14 protein-coding genes are annotated in these 16701 nt (G+C 48.9%); 3 read left to right on the forward strand and 11 right to left on the reverse strand.

The window, feature by feature from the left end; all coding sequences use genetic code 11:
• Positions 1 to 113: 113 nt before the first annotated feature.
• Entirely contained in the window at positions 114 to 257 is a 144-nt protein-coding gene (locus tag AN963_RS30295) for an anti-repressor SinI family protein (RefSeq protein WP_083496912.1), read from the reverse strand.
• A gap of 132 nt (positions 258 to 389) precedes the next feature.
• On the opposite strand from AN963_RS30295, the gene AN963_RS10995 reads away from it, so the two are divergent.
• Entirely contained in the window at positions 390 to 719 is a 330-nt protein-coding gene (locus AN963_RS10995; RefSeq protein ID WP_055744649.1) for a helix-turn-helix domain-containing protein, read from the forward strand.
• Positions 720 to 725: 6 nt separating this feature from the next.
• Here the strand turns inward: AN963_RS10995 and galU are convergent, their stop codons facing one another.
• The 6 genes from galU to AN963_RS11025 all read right to left on the reverse strand — a co-directional run bounded on the left by galU (position 726) and on the right by AN963_RS11025 (position 10226).
• Complete coding sequence (galU, locus tag AN963_RS11000) at positions 726 to 1622, reverse strand: UTP--glucose-1-phosphate uridylyltransferase GalU (RefSeq protein WP_055744650.1); 897 nt, start codon at positions 1620 to 1622, stop codon at positions 726 to 728.
• Positions 1623 to 1637: 15 nt separating this feature from the next.
• Complete coding sequence (locus tag AN963_RS11005) at positions 1638 to 3404, reverse strand: phospho-sugar mutase (RefSeq protein WP_152985662.1); 1767 nt, start codon at positions 3402 to 3404, stop codon at positions 1638 to 1640.
• 361 nt (positions 3405 to 3765) lie between these two features.
• The gene (locus AN963_RS11010; RefSeq protein WP_055744651.1) at positions 3766 to 5214 is read right to left on the reverse strand and encodes a hypothetical protein; all 1449 of its coding nucleotides are present in this window, start codon (positions 5212 to 5214) and stop codon (positions 3766 to 3768) included.
• Between the two features lie 172 nt (positions 5215 to 5386).
• Entirely contained in the window at positions 5387 to 6373 is a 987-nt protein-coding gene (locus AN963_RS11015) for an LCP family glycopolymer transferase (protein ID WP_055744652.1), read from the reverse strand.
• Positions 6374 to 6545: 172 nt separating this feature from the next.
• Positions 6546 to 6941, reverse strand: a complete 396-nt coding sequence (locus AN963_RS11020) for a hypothetical protein (RefSeq protein WP_055744653.1) — start codon at positions 6939 to 6941, stop codon at positions 6546 to 6548.
• A 129-nt stretch (positions 6942 to 7070) separates the two neighbouring features.
• Positions 7071 to 10226, reverse strand: a complete 3156-nt coding sequence (locus AN963_RS11025; RefSeq protein ID WP_055744654.1) for a DNA translocase FtsK — start codon at positions 10224 to 10226, stop codon at positions 7071 to 7073.
• A gap of 168 nt (positions 10227 to 10394) precedes the next feature.
• On the opposite strand from AN963_RS11025, the gene AN963_RS11030 reads away from it, so the two are divergent.
• Positions 10395 to 11660, forward strand: coding sequence for a hypothetical protein (locus tag AN963_RS11030; protein ID WP_055744655.1), 1266 nt, complete (start codon positions 10395 to 10397; stop codon positions 11658 to 11660).
• Between the two features lie 129 nt (positions 11661 to 11789).
• A complete protein-coding gene (locus tag AN963_RS11035) occupies positions 11790 to 13013 on the forward strand; it encodes a purple acid phosphatase family protein (RefSeq protein WP_055744656.1) in 1224 nt (407 codons plus the stop codon).
• A 61-nt stretch (positions 13014 to 13074) separates the two neighbouring features.
• Here AN963_RS11035 and cysC read toward each other — a convergent pair whose 3' ends face one another.
• From cysC to AN963_RS11055, 4 genes are read right to left on the reverse strand one after another with little or no spacing between them, the layout of a single operon-like run.
• Positions 13075 to 13680 carry an adenylyl-sulfate kinase gene (gene cysC / locus AN963_RS11040; RefSeq protein ID WP_055744657.1) on the reverse strand — a complete coding sequence of 202 codons (606 nt, stop codon included), beginning with the start codon at positions 13678 to 13680 and terminating at the stop codon, positions 13075 to 13077.
• 17 nt (positions 13681 to 13697) lie between these two features.
• On the reverse strand, positions 13698 to 14840 hold the full coding sequence (gene sat, locus AN963_RS11045; RefSeq protein WP_055744658.1) for a sulfate adenylyltransferase: 1143 nt from the start codon (positions 14838 to 14840) through the stop codon (positions 13698 to 13700).
• 45 nt (positions 14841 to 14885) lie between these two features.
• The gene (locus AN963_RS11050; protein WP_055744659.1) at positions 14886 to 15605 is read right to left on the reverse strand and encodes a phosphoadenylyl-sulfate reductase; all 720 of its coding nucleotides are present in this window, start codon (positions 15603 to 15605) and stop codon (positions 14886 to 14888) included.
• Positions 15602 to 16687, reverse strand: a complete 1086-nt coding sequence (locus AN963_RS11055; protein ID WP_055744660.1) for an inorganic phosphate transporter — start codon at positions 16685 to 16687, stop codon at positions 15602 to 15604. Before AN963_RS11055 ends, AN963_RS11050 begins: the two co-directional genes overlap by 4 nt.
• Positions 16688 to 16701 lie beyond the last annotated feature (14 nt).

The following is a 16701-nucleotide window of genomic DNA, read 5'->3' on the forward strand; positions in this document are numbered from 1 at the left end:
GTTTTTAGCCATTTTAGCCGTTTTAATACGATTATTAAGCTTTTTCATGTTCGTTCTTAAAAAAGAACAAAATGGTTACAATAATCCCACTTCCAAGCATTTGATTGGGCTTTTTAACGTTGAGCGGTCGCGTCCTTGGCCGCCAGCAGTAAAAAATTCCGGATATCTTCCTTCGATATTCCTAGATTTTTGGCTTCCACGATCAATTCTTTCCACTCATAATCTATCTCTTCGGTGCCGAACTCTTTAGCGAACATGGTAACGACTCCTCTCAACCAGATTGCTCAATCCTTTCGCTTTATCAAAAGCCGCGTTTTTTCACTATTAGGCAAAAGGTTCTTTTCCTGCTATAATGGAAGAATCAGCAAAGAAAAAGGATGATTCTTTCCATGATTGGGACACGTATCAAGAAACTGCGAAAAGAAAAGGGCATTTCCCTGTCGCAACTGGCTGAACGTGCTGGAGTTGCTAAGTCTTATCTGAGTTCCATCGAGCGGGATATCCAATCGAATCCTTCGCTCCAATTCATAGAAAAGATTGCTCAGGTACTCGATGTTCCCATGAACGTCTTGATCGAGAAAGACCCTTTGACCGAGCCTGATTTGGATGATGAGTGGAACCAATTGGTCTTGGAAGCCATGAAATCCGGTGTAAGCAAAGAAGAGTTTCGTGGGTTTCTGGAATATCAGAAATGGAAGTTGGCCCAAAACAAGGAGTAGCCGTCCTTACCTTTTTTGTGTGATGGTCTGACCCTGCATCCAATTTTCCAAATAGTGCAGCAATGGTGTCCGCAATTCATCGCTTCTCATCGCGAACTCAATCGTCGTCGTGATAAATCCTAGCTTCTCTCCTACGTCGTACCGTACCCCTTCAAATTGATAGGCGTACACCGTCTGTTTTTCATTTAGACGCTGTATGGCGTCTGTCAGCTGAACTTCCCCGCCTGCTCCCTTTTCCTGACTGTCCAATATCGCAAAAATGTCGGGGGTCAGGATATAGCGTCCCATGATAGCAAGATTGGAAGGCGCTGTGCCTTTTGGTGGCTTCTCCACACAGGCGCGTACCCGATACAAACCACCCTCCTCAGCGACTGGATCGATTACCCCGTATCTTGAAGTGTGTTCTTCAGGAACTTCCTGCACACCAATAACCGAACAGTTTGTATGCTCAAATATTTCTGATAATTGTTTGATGCACGGTACGTCCGAACGAACGATATCGTCTCCGAGCAAAACGGCAAACGGTTCATTCCCGACAAATTTCCTCGCACACCAGATCGCATGTCCCAGCCCCAGTGGCTCTTTTTGTCTGATGTAATGAATGTTCGCGATCTTCGCGGAATAGCGAACCTGATCCAGTAAATCCAGCTTCTGCTTTTCCAACAGATTTTGTTCCAGCTCAAACGCGGAATCAAAATGATCCTCGATCGCTCGCTTTCCTTTTCCCGTTACGATGATGATGTCCTCGATCCCCGCTTCGACCGCTTCTTCCACGATATACTGAATCGTCGGCTTATCTACGATCGGCAGCATTTCTTTTGGCATCGCTTTGGTCGCTGGTAAAAATCGGGTACCCAGACCTGCAGCCGGAATAATTGCTTTTTTAATTTTTGATTGTGCCACGTCCCCAACAACCTCCTAGGAAAACCGAATCAAGTCGGGCAAAGCTCCCTGAAGCAGCAACATTTTCTCTTCTGCTTGCTCTTTGTTGTACGGGGAATTCGTACTGAGGTACACTTTCATCTTGGGTTCCGTACCGGATGGCCGGACAGTTATCCACGACCCATCTGCCAAGATGATTTTTATGACGTTTGCCTTCGGAAAAAACAACGGTTCCACTTGCCCTGTCCCCATCACCTTTTTTATCTGCAGTTCATAATCCTCTACTACCGACACTGCATAGCCTGCTATTTGTTCGGGTGGATTCTTCCGCAGGTTTGCGATGCTTTCCTCCATCTGCTCGCGTCCTTCTTTTCCCGCGACAGTCAAGGAATGAAGCTTTTCACGATAGTAACCGAACTTGCTATAAATCTCCTCCAATACCTGAAATAAATCTTTTCCTCTCTGTTGGTAGTAGAGGGCCATCTCAGCAACCAGTACCGTGATTTGTACAGCATCCTTATCACGGACAAAATCTCCCGCCAAATACCCGTAGCTTTCTTCATAGCCAAAAACGAAAGTGCGTGATCCAAGCGAACAGCACTCTTCGATCTTTTCACCGATGTACTTGAATCCGGTGAGCGTCTGGAGAGTCTCGACTCCATAGCTCTCGGCAATTTTCTCTCCCAGATCCGAGGTTACGATTGTTTTCAATACCAGGCCATTTTGTATCGTTCGACCTTTTACAGCCGATTGTCCCAGCAAATAGTACAGGAGCATGGCTCCTAGTTGATTCCCGTTGACCATCTCATACTTTGTCCCCGTTTTGACCAGAACTCCCAGTCGATCGGCATCCGGATCTGTTGCCATGATTAGGTCTGCCTGCTTTTCAGACGCGAGCTGCAAAGCCAGTTCAAACGCTTCCGGCTCCTCGGGATTTGGTGCTTTAACGGTAGGAAAACGTGGATCCGCCGTCGCCTGTTCCTCGACGATCTGAACACGGGTAAAACCTACCCTTTTTAACAAGTCAGGGATCACTTTGACCCCAGTTCCGTGCAGCGGCGTATAGACGATCGAAAGGCTATCGCCATTTTCCTCAATCAACGCTCGCTGGTGCAGCAGCAGTTCCACTTGTTGACAATACGCTTCCACGACTTCATTTCCAATCGAAATGATTCGCTCGTCAGCGCTATCGGTGGACCATGCAATGGCTGGAAGGATCAGTGGATCTCCTATTGCCTGAATTTCGGCGTAGATGCTTTGAGCATCTTCTTCGGTGATTTGACCTCCATCTTGATTGTATACTTTGATTCCATTGTATTCGGGTGGATTGTGACTGGCGGTGAGCACGAGACCCGCGGAGGCTTGGAGATGACGAATGGCAAAGGAGAGCAGTGGAGTCGGAGCAATGTCAGGAAACAGATAAACCTTTATTCCTGTATGAGCGAGGAGCGTCGCCATTTCACAGGCGAACTCCCTGGAGTATTTACGAGAATCGTAGGCGATGGCAACACCCTTTTGAGTGGCTGTCTCCCCTTTTTTGCTGAGGTAGTGGGCAAAACCTTGTGCAGCTCTGCGAACCGTATAGATATTCAGACGATTCGTTCCTGCACCGATGATTCCCCTCATCCCTCCTGTTCCGAATTCCAAGTCCTTATAAAATCGCTCCTCTATCTCAGTGCTATCAGACTGGATGAGCTGTAGCTCATCCAGAAGGTCAGTCGGCATCGACGTGTGCTTCAACCAGCGCGTGTATTCTTCCATGGCACCAGGACTAGGGTTCGTTACCTCATTCTTTTCTAGCATGAAAGTCACCTCTGGATTTTAGCATCATCTTCTCAACCATGCTCCATTATTCAACTTGCTACATAATGGGAGCTTCGTCGGATAGGCTTATACTACAATACGCCTATTTGAATGACAATAGACTTAATTTGTCGTTTGACGCGAACAAATAGCGAATTTTGAATAGAATGTCGATTTGTCAATAGTCTTTTTAACGCATTATTTCTACCATAATCTTTTTACATTCTCAGTCGCAACTATCTAAAGTTAGTGTTTTCAGAAATGAAGACGGTTTCGAAAAAGTTTTATCAATAAAACATACACCTCGTGCCTTTTATTGCTCCGAGGTGTCTCCACGTCGACCGAGTAGCGACCAAAGGCATTAGTTGCCTGTATAGCTGATCATTTGTACCCAGTCTGTATTCAATACGTTGTTGCTACCCGTTGTCAAACGACACCAGCCTAAGACGATATATCTGCTTCCGCTTGTGCCTTTGACGGATGGGGCTGTATTTTCGATTCGATCGCCAGCCGTCCATCTTCCTGAAGTCGGCATCGCTGTACCTAGCATCCGTTTGAGACCATTCACGATGGTCCCTTTGTAGATGACTCCATTTACATTGATACAGGTCGTCGTCCCGTTTTCATCGACATACGTTCCGCTACTATTGTTACTGTAGGAGACATAGCTATTGCCGTTTGTCGGAAGTTGGCACAAATTGAACATGACATCTGCCCCGTTTTGCACGATGTGATTAAAGTTGTTAGTCGTCGACAGAGTATAGGAATTATCTGATGGGTCGGATGTTTGATAATTGGGGAATTTGCAGGCGTTAAAGACGATATTGGATGAGCCTGTCGCAAAAACAACCCCAGATGTTCCTCTCGTTACGGGAGCACCCAAGAGATAATAGGAGTTAAAAGCATTTACTACCGCAGCCGTATTCTCAAAATAGAGCACGTCCCCTTTGATATCCTCAGCCCCACATCCGTTCAGTGTGACCCCATTGCATTTCTTAAAAGAATACGCACGAGCTGTTCCGCTGTTCACATGGTCTACGCCACAGCTCGTAAATGTGGAGTAGTTGAGCAACGTGATGTCAATGCCTACTTGAGCCGTGTTCGCCCAAACATTCGTGGCATTCAAGCTTGTGCCAGTCCCGTTGTTAGTCCCGTCATCCTGCCAACAAAGGGCAGATACACAGTCCCTGGCGAAGAATTTATCGATTTTCGTCATCCAGGAATCATAGGTGAAGAAACCGTAGTCACAGTAGTAGGTTTGGATATTGCTGAAGGTAGCGTGGGTCGTTCGGGGGGCGTAGATGCCGTATCGTACTCGTTTGGGGGCGGTGGAGTAAAGCGACAAAAACTGGAGTGAGGTATTGTAATTGGTGTTATTTTCACCATGGTCTACGAGGAAAAAGGCGTCGACATTATAATCGTCGGTGATGGCACTTCCCCGCGATTTTCGCGTTTTAGCTCCGTATGTGTTGTTCGTCGTCTTTTCGATGATCGTACACGGCACAAATGTAAATTTACCCGTGTAGATGTCATCCAATACAACAGATGAGATGGATGTTCCTTCGAGTACGATCCCTTGTGGAGGCAACAAAATCGGTTTGCGGATCTTAAATCTTTGGATTGGAAACGAAACGATCCCTTGAATGTTGGATTCGAAGCCGGTAGAACTGTTACTTGCCTTTTGCGACACGTCGTTGACAGCTCTCTGGATCGCATCTGACCAGTCTTCCGTCGCCGTCCCGACATTCACAGCATATTGCTTATAATCGGTGATAGAAACCACATACGGTTGTGGTGTTAATATACTCATCTATCTACCTTCCCTTCTAATGTGGAGTTGACCTGCAATACGATATGCAAACGAATCAATTTAGCCACGGCTTCTCCAATTTTCCGCTGACCACTAGTCCCTCTAAAAAAACAAGCTGACCAACCTGATAGTCAGGTGTCAGCTAGACAAAGGCGAATGCCACTTCCTGCAGCTAGGAATGCTGCGCAGAACCGTGCAGGACCGTATCGATCTCTTGTTTGATTCGTGACCGTTCCTCATCAGGTACCACATAATAGTAGATTCCGTTGATCATCTCACCTTGGCCACCGATTCTGAGCACATTAATTTGATCGAGTGCACTCTTGTAATGGAACATGAGATTTTGCATGTCATCAAAGGTGAGATTGGTTTTGACACTGGAGCCGATATCGGCCAGCACTTCATCCAGCTTGTTGACCGTGCCGATTTCCTTGGCTTTGGCCATCAATTCCTCGATGATCAATTGCTGTCGCTTATTGCGGCCGAAATCCCCCTCCGGATCATCGTGTCGCATGCGCGCATAAGCCAATGCCCTTTTTCCATCCAAAGAAATCTTCCCCTTCTCAAAGCGAAACCCTTCGTAACTGAAAGCACGCGGATTGTCCACCTCGACCCCTCCCAGGGAGTCGATGATATTGAGAAAGCCTTCCATATCTACCTTCACGTAATAATCGATGGGGGTATTCAAAAAACTCTCGACCGTCCGAACCGTCGCAGACATCCCTCCGAATGCATAGGCATGGTTGATCTTGTCCTGCCGTCCTACATCAGATATTTGCGTGCGTGTATCGCGCGGGATACTAAACATCAACGTCTTCTTTAACGAGGGATTGCTGACCAAGTAAATGATGGTATCGGAACGGCCTGCATCCGTCCCTCGCTTGTCAACACCAAACAACAAGATGGAAATCGCCTTATTCGCTTGCTGGTCGTCCGTTTTCTGTTCTTTTGTGGTGGGGACATCAGTCGCCTGAAAAGGTTGTGGTTGTGGTTGTGGTCCTAAGGGAGGTGGAGCTTGAGCTGCTGAAACGGAAGTCAAAGGATCATAGATCGCATTTGCTGTCTCCTCAACGTTTTTGTACAGTTCATAAAAATACCAGGAAGCCGCTCCAGTACCTATTACAAAAATAATGAGCAAAACTCGCAAGAATCTTTTCATCAGCCAACTCTCCTACTCAGGTCATTGGACAATCCCACTACTCCTAGCGTATTACGCCCCTCCGTATCTATTGACTCGCAACAGAAATTTCACATTTGTTTGGCTTTGACTAGCTACCCAAGTGTACAAAAAACAGCGATCGTGATTGATCGCTGCATCTTGCTGCCTACCTTCACCCGATGACTTGCAAATGAGGGTTATATCGTTTTACGTACTGATAAATGTCATCCCCAAACAGTTGGGCCTGCACTGGATTCACCGATTGTTTCGCCAAATGCGCTGCGAGCTCCTCGCGTCCTCGTTCTAGGCGCTTCCGAGCGACATCAGGGAGCGTCAAAACATGGGGCACCAACACTTGCAAAAACCAATTACCAACATGCTCTTCGGAAACGTCTATTTCCAGTTCAATGTCTTTGCTATCAAATTCAAAGAGATGGGTAAACAGCGATTCTCTGTCAGGTGTAGCAAGAGCGGAGATATCAACGTGTATCACACTCAAATAATATTCCTCGTTAAATAGGACAATTTCCGTATCAATCGCTTGATACTTTTTGGTCACCTGATCCATAAGCCCTCCTGATAGTTCATGACATATCTTTTAGCATACTATATTTTCGAATATTTAGGCAACTAATCATAAAGTAGGGATGTGGTCAGGGCCTCGCTCACGAGCAAGACCCTCCCCATCCTTTGCCTTTTAGACCAAACTTGAACCCTCAACAACCGCTTGCGCATCCTCACGGGAAATCAGTACCGCGCGAGCTTTGCCGCCACTTTGTCCTGCTACGTATCCGTCCGCCTCCATCATTTCGATCAAGCGTGCTGCCCTATTGTAGCCAACGCGGAACCTGCGCTGCAGACCGGATGCGGACGCCTGGCCTTGTTCAGCCACAAACACGAGGGCTTCTAGATAAAGGGGATCATCACCAGCATCAAACGATTGAACTTGCTGTTCCAAATCTTCCTTGCTGAAAATATAAGAAGGTTTTCTTTGCTTTTTAATGACATGCGTGATTCGTTCGATCTCGTCATCTGATACGAAGTTCCCTTGCAGACGGACAGGCGTCGTTCCACTCTCCAGGAAGAGCATATCCCCGCGTCCCAGAAGTCGCTCTGCTCCGGACTGATCGAGAATCGTCCGGGAGTCCACCTGGGAGAATACCGCAAACGCCAGACGGGTAGGCACGTTTGCCTTGATGTTACCGGTAATGACGTCTACGGAAGGGCGTTGGGTAGCGAGCAGCAGATGAATACCACAAGCTCGCGCCTTTTGAGCGATCCGTATGATGCAATCCTCGACATCCTGCGGTGACACCATCATCAGGTCAGCCAGCTCGTCAATCACGATGACGATGTAAGGGAGCGTATCATCCGTCGTTTGGTTATAGCGATCGATATCTCGTACCCCGGCTTCTACAAACAGCGTGTACCGCTTCTCCATCTCCTCCACCGCCCACTTGAGGGCAGCGGTCGCTTGTTTCGCTTCGGTAACGACAGGTGTCACCAGATGCGGCAAATGGTTATACGGTGCCAGCTCCACCATTTTCGGGTCGATCAAAAGCAAACGGACTTGTTCTGGTGTAGCTTTGTACAGCAAGCTGACAATGATCGAGTTGATGCAAACGCTCTTCCCTGATCCAGTCGAGCCAGCGATCAAGCCATGTGGCATCTTTTTGATGTCCGCAATGATCGGTTCGCCACCGATGTCCATCCCTAACGCTACAGCTAATGGAGAGCTGTGCTCCTGGAATTTATCGGAGCCGATGATCGTGCTGATCATGACAGGACGGCTCGACAGATTTGGCACTTCGATCCCGATCGCATTGCGACCCGGGATAGGCGCTTCGATACGGATGTCCTTGGCTGCCAGATTGAGCTTGATGTCATCAACCAGACCGGTAATCTTGTTTACTTTGACACCCGGAGCAGGCTGTAGCTCAAAGCGAGTCACGGATGGACCTTTGACGATGCCTACTACTTGGGCACTTACGTTGAAATTGGACAACGTCTCTTCTAACAGCAGTTTTTGCAGCTGCGTGTGCTCGTCGTCGTCATCGCTCGGGATCGGACTCGGATTGAGCAGGTCTAACTGAGGCATGCTGTAGGACAGTTCCAGCTCTTCTTTATCCTCCGGTGTTTGTTCCATTTGTGTTTGACTGGAAGTTTCTACTGTTGCCATTTGCATGGTCGTTGACTCAGCCGGCGCTAGCACTGGAGTCAACGGGTGACGGATCGGCACTTCCTGCTCTACCATTGGCACATCTGCTTCGGCACGTTCCAATAATCGGTTTATTGCCGGGATGTAAACAGCACTGTCCTCCGCACTTTCGACGCTTTCGACGCTTTCGACGCTTTCGGCGCTTTCTTCAACGGCGAGGTGTACCTCATCCGGTTCAGTCGTCTCCTCGTCCTCCAGATGGTACAGAACCGCTTCGTCTTCAGCATATGGAGTTGGCACGGCAGATGGCGTATGTTCCTGGAAGTCATCTTGAAGAGGAACCGGTTCTGATACTGGTTCTCCTTCTGTCTCATGTTCTTGAGTTGGAACTAAGTCTTGAGTAGTTTCTAGTTCCTGAGATGTCTGTAGTTCCTGATCCGCCACTGGCTTCAGTAGGGTCTCTGGTTCGAAATGTGTCTCTGGTTCAGGCTCCACTACCGCCTGCACAGAGCTGTCTTCAGTCATCACCCAGCGTTCTTCTCGCTCGTCCTCTTCATGTTCAGCTGGATAGCCACTGAAATGGGATGAGTCGAGATTCTCTTCTCCCTCTACGGCTTGTACTACTATCTCGTTGGATTCCTCTGCTTGGTCTGATTCCGACTCTGTAGATTCTGCTTCCTCTACCAACGCAACTGCTTGCTCAAACTCAGGCTCAGGCTCTTCGGCGGAAGTAGGCATCTCTACTTGAACCGTTACTGCTGTTTCTTTCAGTCCTTTTCCAATAACGCTCCAAGCAAATTCCTCGTCTTCCTTTTGCTCGTGAACAGGCTCATGATCGTCAGAGAGCGCGACCGATTCAAGATTCACGTCCTGGTCTTTTTCGACTGCCGCATCGTGATTCTCTACCAGATCGTCCTCTAACGTGATGCCAATCTGCTCTACTACACTACCAGCTCTATCGGTCACCTCTACTGGTGGAGACGCTACGACTGGAAGCTCTGCCTCCATCCCCTTTGCCCGTTCGTTGATCTGCTGCTGATCCCACTGCTTCAGCTGGTTTAGATGCTCTTCCTGCTCGATACGGGGATACACGATCCCTGCAGTCGTGTGAATCCGATGCTCCTCTTCACGTGTCGCTGGCGTAATTTTGCCATAGACAGGAGAAACAACATCAGAAGGCTTGTACGCCTTCTTGGTTTCCTCCGGTTGACTGGTACGTACGGGTGGCTCCGTCCTCCGTTCGACTTGTCGAGCTACTCGCTCTGCCGATTTGTCTGGCATGGCCTTTGCTATCTCTTGATTTCTACTCGTCTCTATATTCCTGCTGGTATATGGTGCAGGAGTGCTGTTACGGACGTTAGATTCTGTAGATCCCGTATCACGAGTTGCGCCTGGTTGGCGCTCCCATGAAGGCTGCCTCTGCTCACGTGAAGACGATCCATTGTCCGCCTGTTTTTCTTTTCGTCTTTTCTCCGGATATTCATCAGGAACGACAGGAAAACGAAATTGACGTTCTCTTTCCTGTCTGGACTGTTCCCCTGCCCGACTGTTAGCCCGCTCTTTCGGGTAGATGCTCTTTGTCTTTGCCTGGAGCTGACGGGGAGCTTGTTGAACGGGGGAACGCACTTCATTTTCTATCCGTTGTTCTTCTTCGCCCTGAAAAAAACTCATCAGCTTTTGAAGCCACGACCACATGTTGCAACGCCCTTTCCTTCACTAACCATCTTTTCCCTTTCATCTTACCATGAATCTCCTATGAATTTTGCGAGATTGTGATTTTTTTCCGTTTTTGCGAAACCTTTTCCCATTTCAAGCGTAGTACAAAGAGGGACTGCAAAAAGATACATAGGGGAGGAACAACACATGTGGAAAAAAGGAAGCGCCCTACTCGTTGCGGGTATGCTGGTGCTAACCGGATGTTCAGGTGAAGCATCCTTGGTTCGCGATTCGATCGTGGCATCGATCGAAAAACCAAACTACGATTATCAGGGTACGTTGAAACTGACAGGTGACGTTGATAAGTTGCCAGCAGCTTTCGGCGAAGCAGCTGATAAAGAAGATACTGCTATCTTTTCAGCACTCAAAGCTGGCGTGACCATGAAGGGCTCTCAGCTTGACCTGAAAAATACGAAGGTTCAGTTTGAAGTAAACGATGACAAACTGCTTCGCGACAACAAACTGTGGGCTGGCGACAAAAAAGCCTCTGTTGAGCTGATCGTGGCCGATGACAATTTTTACGCAAAAACGCCATTGGACAGCAAATATCTGAAAATCAGTGCAGATACAACAAGTGCTCTGGGTGGCTTTGGCGGATCCGATGCGGACCCTGCCAAACTGAAAGAGTATCAGGACAAAATGAACGACCTCGCGATCAACTTCATGAAGAAATACATCGCGAAATACGGCTACACACTCTCCAACGCGAAGAACATGGGTGTGGAGACAGTCGAATTGCCTAACGGCGAAAAAGTGAAGGCAACTCACGTAAACATCAAGATTGATGCCAAAGAATTAGTGAAAATGTTCTTCTTCACTGCAAATGATGCTGTAGCAAGCAAAGATGTAAAAGACTTTGCCATCGACATGATGGTTCTCGCTAACTCCCTGCAGGAAGAGCTGGACCCTGAGATGGGCAAAACGACAGAAGCAGAAAAACGCGCATTGGCGGAAGCAACTGTAACCGAAGGACTCCAATCTGCAAAAGAATGGTTGGATGAAACCGGCAAAGTATATACGCCTGAGAAAATCGTAGAAGAAATGAAGAAGGAAGGATTCCATGGCCTCGCTTGGAACCTTGACTTCTACATCGACGATGCGAAAATGTCTGTTCACCAGAAGAGCGAGCTGAGCGTCACTTTCCAAGCTCCAGAGATGAAACAGCCTCTGACAGTTGGTTTGGCAGCCGATCAATACGTGTATAACTTCGGAAAAGCTACCAAGTATGACATCCCTGCGAAAGATGCGGGACTCACTGTTGAGCAGCTGTATGAAGACGAAAAAGCCATTAACAATTTCAGTGACAAAGGCTTCTTGCGCCCAATCGCAGAGAGCTTGCTGGAGCAACATAAATGGCAAAAGGAATGGGAAGCTGAGCTGGAAGCAGAAGAAGTTGAGGTCGTTTCCCCATAATAAAATCTTGACGCTGCACACACCAACACGCGTCATCAGATTATGAGCGAAAGCCCCGTTTGATAGCGGGGCTTTTGTTTTGCAGAAAAAGACCTTTCCCCTCGTGGGTTCCTATTTTGGAGGTATATCATGGACAAAAATCTCTGGTTTCTGGCAATTGCGTTGGTGGTTGTCTTTCTGTCCATTGCCGGGATCAGACTGTTCCAAAGCAATGCAGACCTTCCATCACCGACACCACATTCGATCGTAACCACCTTCAAGGACAACCCGCAGACAAGCCGCGCTTTCACTTGGTATACAACAAGCCCGAGTGCCGAGACCATTCTCCAACTCGTTGCTGCGCCTGGAATCACCGATTTCAATCGAAATGACGTGATCTCCATATCAGGGACGACCTCCACGATCGACACTGGGAAAGGGGTCATGCAAGGTGTTCACAAGGTCCATGCGACTAATCTTGCTCCAGGCACTCGTTACTCCTATCGGGTCGGTAGTAGGGCGGACAATGGATGGAGTCCCCCAGCTGAATTTGAAACGGAGGCAGCACGCACGAGTGAATTTACTTTCATCAACGTAACGGATTCACAAGGAAAAAAGGATCTGGATTTCGAACTATGGGGCAACACGCTGACGAAGGCATTTGAGACCTTCCCTGACTCAGCCTTCGTCGTGCATAACGGGGATTTGACTGAGGATCCTGAGAATGAGAGCGGTTGGTTTTCGTTTTTTGATCGTGCCCAGACGCTGCTTCGTCGTTATCCACTCATGCCAGCCACGGGGAATCACGATGAAATCGATGGAAATGCCGAGCGGTTTCTTTCGCACTTCAACCTGCCTGAAAACGGGGCGAAAAGTTCAAATCTAGGTACGAGCTATTCATTTGATTACGGCCCTGCGCACTTTGTTTACCTAAACACCGAATCGAAAGTGAAAAAGCAAACTGAATGGTTGAAAGCCGATCTGGCTGCTACCAAACAGACCTGGATCATCGTTGCGTTGCACCACGGGCCATATGGTGGCAATCAAAATGATGCCGTGCTCGACAAGTGGGTTCCTCTCTTCGATGAGTTCGGAGTGGACCTGGTGCTCCAAGGTCATAATCATGAATATTCACGTTCCTATCCCTTGAAAGGCAATCAAATCGTCAAGGATGGAGATGGTACCGTATACGTCGTAACCAATGTTGCTGGGAGCAAATGGAACAAAAAGAAAGACGATCAGTTCTATCATGCTGTCCATTTTCAGAACGGCAAGCCGATGTTTGCGGGAATCCGAATCAGCGGTGACCGCTTACTCTATGCAGCCTACGATATCGACGGAGAAAAGTTAGATACCTTTACCTTGAAAAAGTAGAAAAAGGGGTTATCTCACTGCCATTTTACATGGCTTTAGAAGAGCCCCTTTCCTACGTCTGTTAGATAATCCCTCTTGCCTTCAGATAATCTAGCACAGTATGTACCGATTCTTCGACTGAAAGTTCCCCACTCTCAATCACCAGCTCCGGTGCCGCAGGCTCCTCATACGGTGACGAGATGCCCGTAAATTGACTGATCTCTCCAGCTCTCGCCTTTTGGTACAAGCCTTTCACATCCCGTCGCTCGCACTCCTCCAGGGAGCATTTGACATAGACCTCGACGAACTCTCCGTCTGCTACCAGGCTCCGCGCCAGCTCGCGATCCTCCTGAAATGGTGAGATAAAGGCAGTCAAGGTAATGACTCCTGCGTCAACAAACAGCTTTGCCACTTCCCCGATCCGACGAATGTTTTCTTTTCGGTCTTCCGCTCCAAAGCCCAAGCCACGGTTGAGTCCAAGCCGGATATTATCTCCATCCAATACATAGCTAGCGAGACCCCGCTGATGCAGCTCATACTCCACCGCATTGGCCAATGTCGACTTCCCTGCACCAGACAGACCTGTAAACCAGATCACGCAGCTTTTATGTCCTGCACGCTGTTGCCTGTCCTCTTTTGTCACCGTAGTAGAATGCCATACGAGGTTGGCCGTTGTTTCTCTCCTCATCCTTTCCTCCTCCTCTCTCAGACAGAAATGGTCTGTAATCCTTCGATCAAGACTCGAGCGACTTCCGCGCGGCTGAACTCTGCCGGTGGCGCTTCCCCTTTCGAAAGCATTTCCCTCACTTTGGTCCCTGACAAGGCAACATGATGCTTTGCATCGTGGGGGCACGTCTTGTTGGATGCCATGTTTCCGCACGTGCGGCAATAGAAGCTGTTTTCAAAGAAAAGCGGCGTTATCCCCAGCTCCTCTGGAGTAAAATGACGGAAGATGTGCTGCGCATCGTACGTGCCGTAGTAATTGCCGACTCCAGCATGGTCTCGCCCTACAATAAAGTGCGTGCAGCCGTAGTTTTTCCGTACCATGGCATGGAAAATGGCTTCACGAGGTCCCGCATAGCGCATCGCAGCAGGGAAGACTGCCAATTGTACACGCTGGGCAGGGTAATATTTTTCCAGCAGGACTTGGTAGCTTTTCATCCGAACATCTGCGGGAATGTCATCTGATTTCGTTTCCCCCACCAATGGATTGAGGAAGAGGCCATCTACAATTTCCAGCGCAGACTTTTGAATGTATTCATGCGCACGGTGCACAGGATTGCGTGTCTGGAAGCCCACGATTGTCTTCCAGCCTTTTTCCGCAAAACTCTCTCTCGTTTCAGCAGGATCAAAATAATGGCTGGCAAACTCTCCTTTTTCCGTCCGTTTTACGAGAGTGATCGGGCCACCGAGATAGACGGATGGACGCTCCAACAGCTTTTTCACACCTGGATGATTCACGTCGTCCGTTCCGTATACCTGACGCGCTTCTTCACCTTTGTCTGGCTGGTAAATATCTGTGATGGCCATAAGCCCGTAGACGGTTCCTTGATGGACCAGACTTACTTGCTCGCCCACTTGAAGTCCTTTCGCTACCGCTTCAGAGACAGGAAGCGTGATCGGGATGCTCCATACGGTTCCGTCTGCCAATCTCATTCGCTGTACGACAGATTCATATTCGCGGCGGTCCAAAAATCCGGTGATCGGGCTGTAACCACCGATTGCAATCAGCTCTAGATCAGATAGGGCGAACCCATCCAGCTCTACCTCATTCGTCACCTGTGACAGGTCTGCCTCCGGATCATAGCGATTGATCAAGATACCTCCATGTGGCGTGCTTCCACTCATCTCTTCCACTCCTCATCCCTGTTGGTTGTTTGCAGCTATTTTCGCTTATTTCGCCAAGTGGAGTCCGCACTCCGTTTTGCCTGCATGAGCAGCCCATCTGCCTGAGCGAGAATCCTCTCCAGGTGCTACTGTCCGCGTACAAGGCGCGCATCCGATGCTCGGGTAGTTTTGGTCATGCAAGGCGTTGTAGGGCAGCTCAAAAATGCGTATGTACTGCCACACCTCTTCTGACTTCCAGTGAATGAGCGGACAAATCTTTAACGATTCAAACTTCCCGTCGCGGTTGACAAAATTCACTGACGCACGAGTAGCGGATTGCTCTCTACGCAGTCCAGACATCCAAGCTACTGCTCCTCTGAGTGCCTGATCCATTGGTTCGACCTTACGAATTTGACAGCACAGATCCGGTTGGTTGAGCCACAGCTCATCTCCGTGGGCGGCAGCTTGTTGTGCCAGAGTCACCTCTGGTTGTTTGGCTGTAATACGCAAGTCCGGATATCTCGCACGAACTTTCTCAATCAACTCGTAGGTTTCCTTGAAATGCAGATGGGTGTCCAAAAAAATGATCTGAGCATTCTTTTTTACATCACTGATCATATCGATGAGCACCATCGCTTCAGCCCCAAAGCTGCAGGAATAGATCAAATCATCCTGAAACGTTTGATAGGCCCACTTGATCACATCCAGAGTATCACCCTTACCCAATTGCTGATTGATGACGGCGAGACGTTCGTCCGTAGCCGTTGCGTAACTCCAGTTGCTCATATGCCCCCTCCTTGATCATTGATCGAATTATTTTCCCTGCGAATGAGTCGAATCAGGACGACAAAACCCAGTGTCGATACGAAAACGCTGATGAGCGCGACAAGCATATAGAGATCCGAGCGCAGGAATACGTGCACAAAAGCAAAAGAGACAACCAGAGAGGAGACGGGAGAGACGATCCAGACCATGAGGATCTGCTTGATGATCCCTTTTTGCCACAGCTTAAAGCCGTTCTCAGCTGTCCCCACGCCGAGTATGGCGCAGGTCGTTGCCTGAGTCAGCGGCACAGGAATCCCGAACAAGGATGCGAAGATGACCAAGGTTCCCCCGGTAGCCGACACGGCACTGCCCTGTAGAAGCGAGAGGGACGTAATTTTCTTCCCGTTTGTCTCGAGCACCTTTCCTCCCAGCCAGAGACAACCAATCGCGACCGCTACTCCGCCCATCCAGATCCCGGATGAAGTGCTCATCAAGCCTGCTCCCACCAGTGGGCCGACCGCGTTTGCTACATTGTTCATTCCTGCTGAAAAGGCTTCATACAGACCACATGCAACCAACAGCCAGCGTAGCCAACGCTCACCTGTCGTACCCGGCTTTTGCAGATCGGGATAGCGTTGGTTGACCCGATGGATCAGCTTGCCAACGAGATAGGCTCCGAAAAAAGCTACGGCTGGTACAAGCAACCAAAAGCTCACAATCACAAGCAGATTCATGAGGTAGATGGACTGATAAGCCAGCCCTACCCCGACGATGGAACCGACCGTAACCTCACTGGTCGAGAGCGGAACTCCCAACAGGTTTGCGCCAAACAATGTCAGGGTAGCAGAAGCCAGAACAATTACGACCGTCTCCACGATCATCAGACTAGTTGGGATAATGCCACCGCTGATGGTTTTGACGACTTCTCCCCCGCCTATGACCGCTCCGAGGAGTGCTGCTACGGCTACGAGAGCCATGGCGACTCGCTTGTTCGGGACGGCCCCACTGCCATAAGCTGCGCCCATCGATGCAGCTGTCCCGCTCGCTCCAATATTCATGGCGAAAAACAAGGCAATGGCGATTGCAACATAACTCCATCCCACGGGACCGAACACCT

The organism is Brevibacillus choshinensis (assembly GCF_001420695.1).
Taxonomy (GTDB): Bacteria; Bacillota; Bacilli; order Brevibacillales; family Brevibacillaceae; genus Brevibacillus; species Brevibacillus choshinensis.

Bases quoted from the DNA above. Each gene is read 5' to 3' on its own strand.
- AN963_RS30295 (WP_083496912.1), bottom strand. From the start codon at position 257: ATGTTCGCTAAAGAGTTCGGCACCGAAGAGATAGATTATGAGTGGAAA.
- AN963_RS10995 (WP_055744649.1), top strand. From the start codon at position 390: ATGATTGGGACACGTATCAAGAAACTGCGAAAAGAAAAGGGCATTTCC.
- AN963_RS11005 (WP_152985662.1), bottom strand. From the start codon at position 3,404: ATGCTAGAAAAGAATGAGGTAACGAACCCTAGTCCTGGTGCCATGGAA.
- AN963_RS11010 (WP_055744651.1), bottom strand. From the start codon at position 5,214: ATGAGTATATTAACACCACAACCGTATGTGGTTTCTATCACCGATTAT.
- AN963_RS11015 (WP_055744652.1), bottom strand. From the start codon at position 6,373: ATGAAAAGATTCTTGCGAGTTTTGCTCATTATTTTTGTAATAGGTACT.
- AN963_RS11020 (WP_055744653.1), bottom strand. From the start codon at position 6,941: ATGGATCAGGTGACCAAAAAGTATCAAGCGATTGATACGGAAATTGTC.
- AN963_RS11025 (WP_055744654.1), bottom strand. From the start codon at position 10,226: ATGTGGTCGTGGCTTCAAAAGCTGATGAGTTTTTTTCAGGGCGAAGAA.
- AN963_RS11030 (WP_055744655.1), top strand. From the start codon at position 10,395: ATGTGGAAAAAAGGAAGCGCCCTACTCGTTGCGGGTATGCTGGTGCTA.
- AN963_RS11035 (WP_055744656.1), top strand. From the start codon at position 11,790: ATGGACAAAAATCTCTGGTTTCTGGCAATTGCGTTGGTGGTTGTCTTT.
- cysC (WP_055744657.1), bottom strand. From the start codon at position 13,680: ATGAGGAGAGAAACAACGGCCAACCTCGTATGGCATTCTACTACGGTG.
- sat (WP_055744658.1), bottom strand. From the start codon at position 14,840: ATGAGTGGAAGCACGCCACATGGAGGTATCTTGATCAATCGCTATGAT.
- AN963_RS11050 (WP_055744659.1), bottom strand. From the start codon at position 15,605: ATGAGCAACTGGAGTTACGCAACGGCTACGGACGAACGTCTCGCCGTC.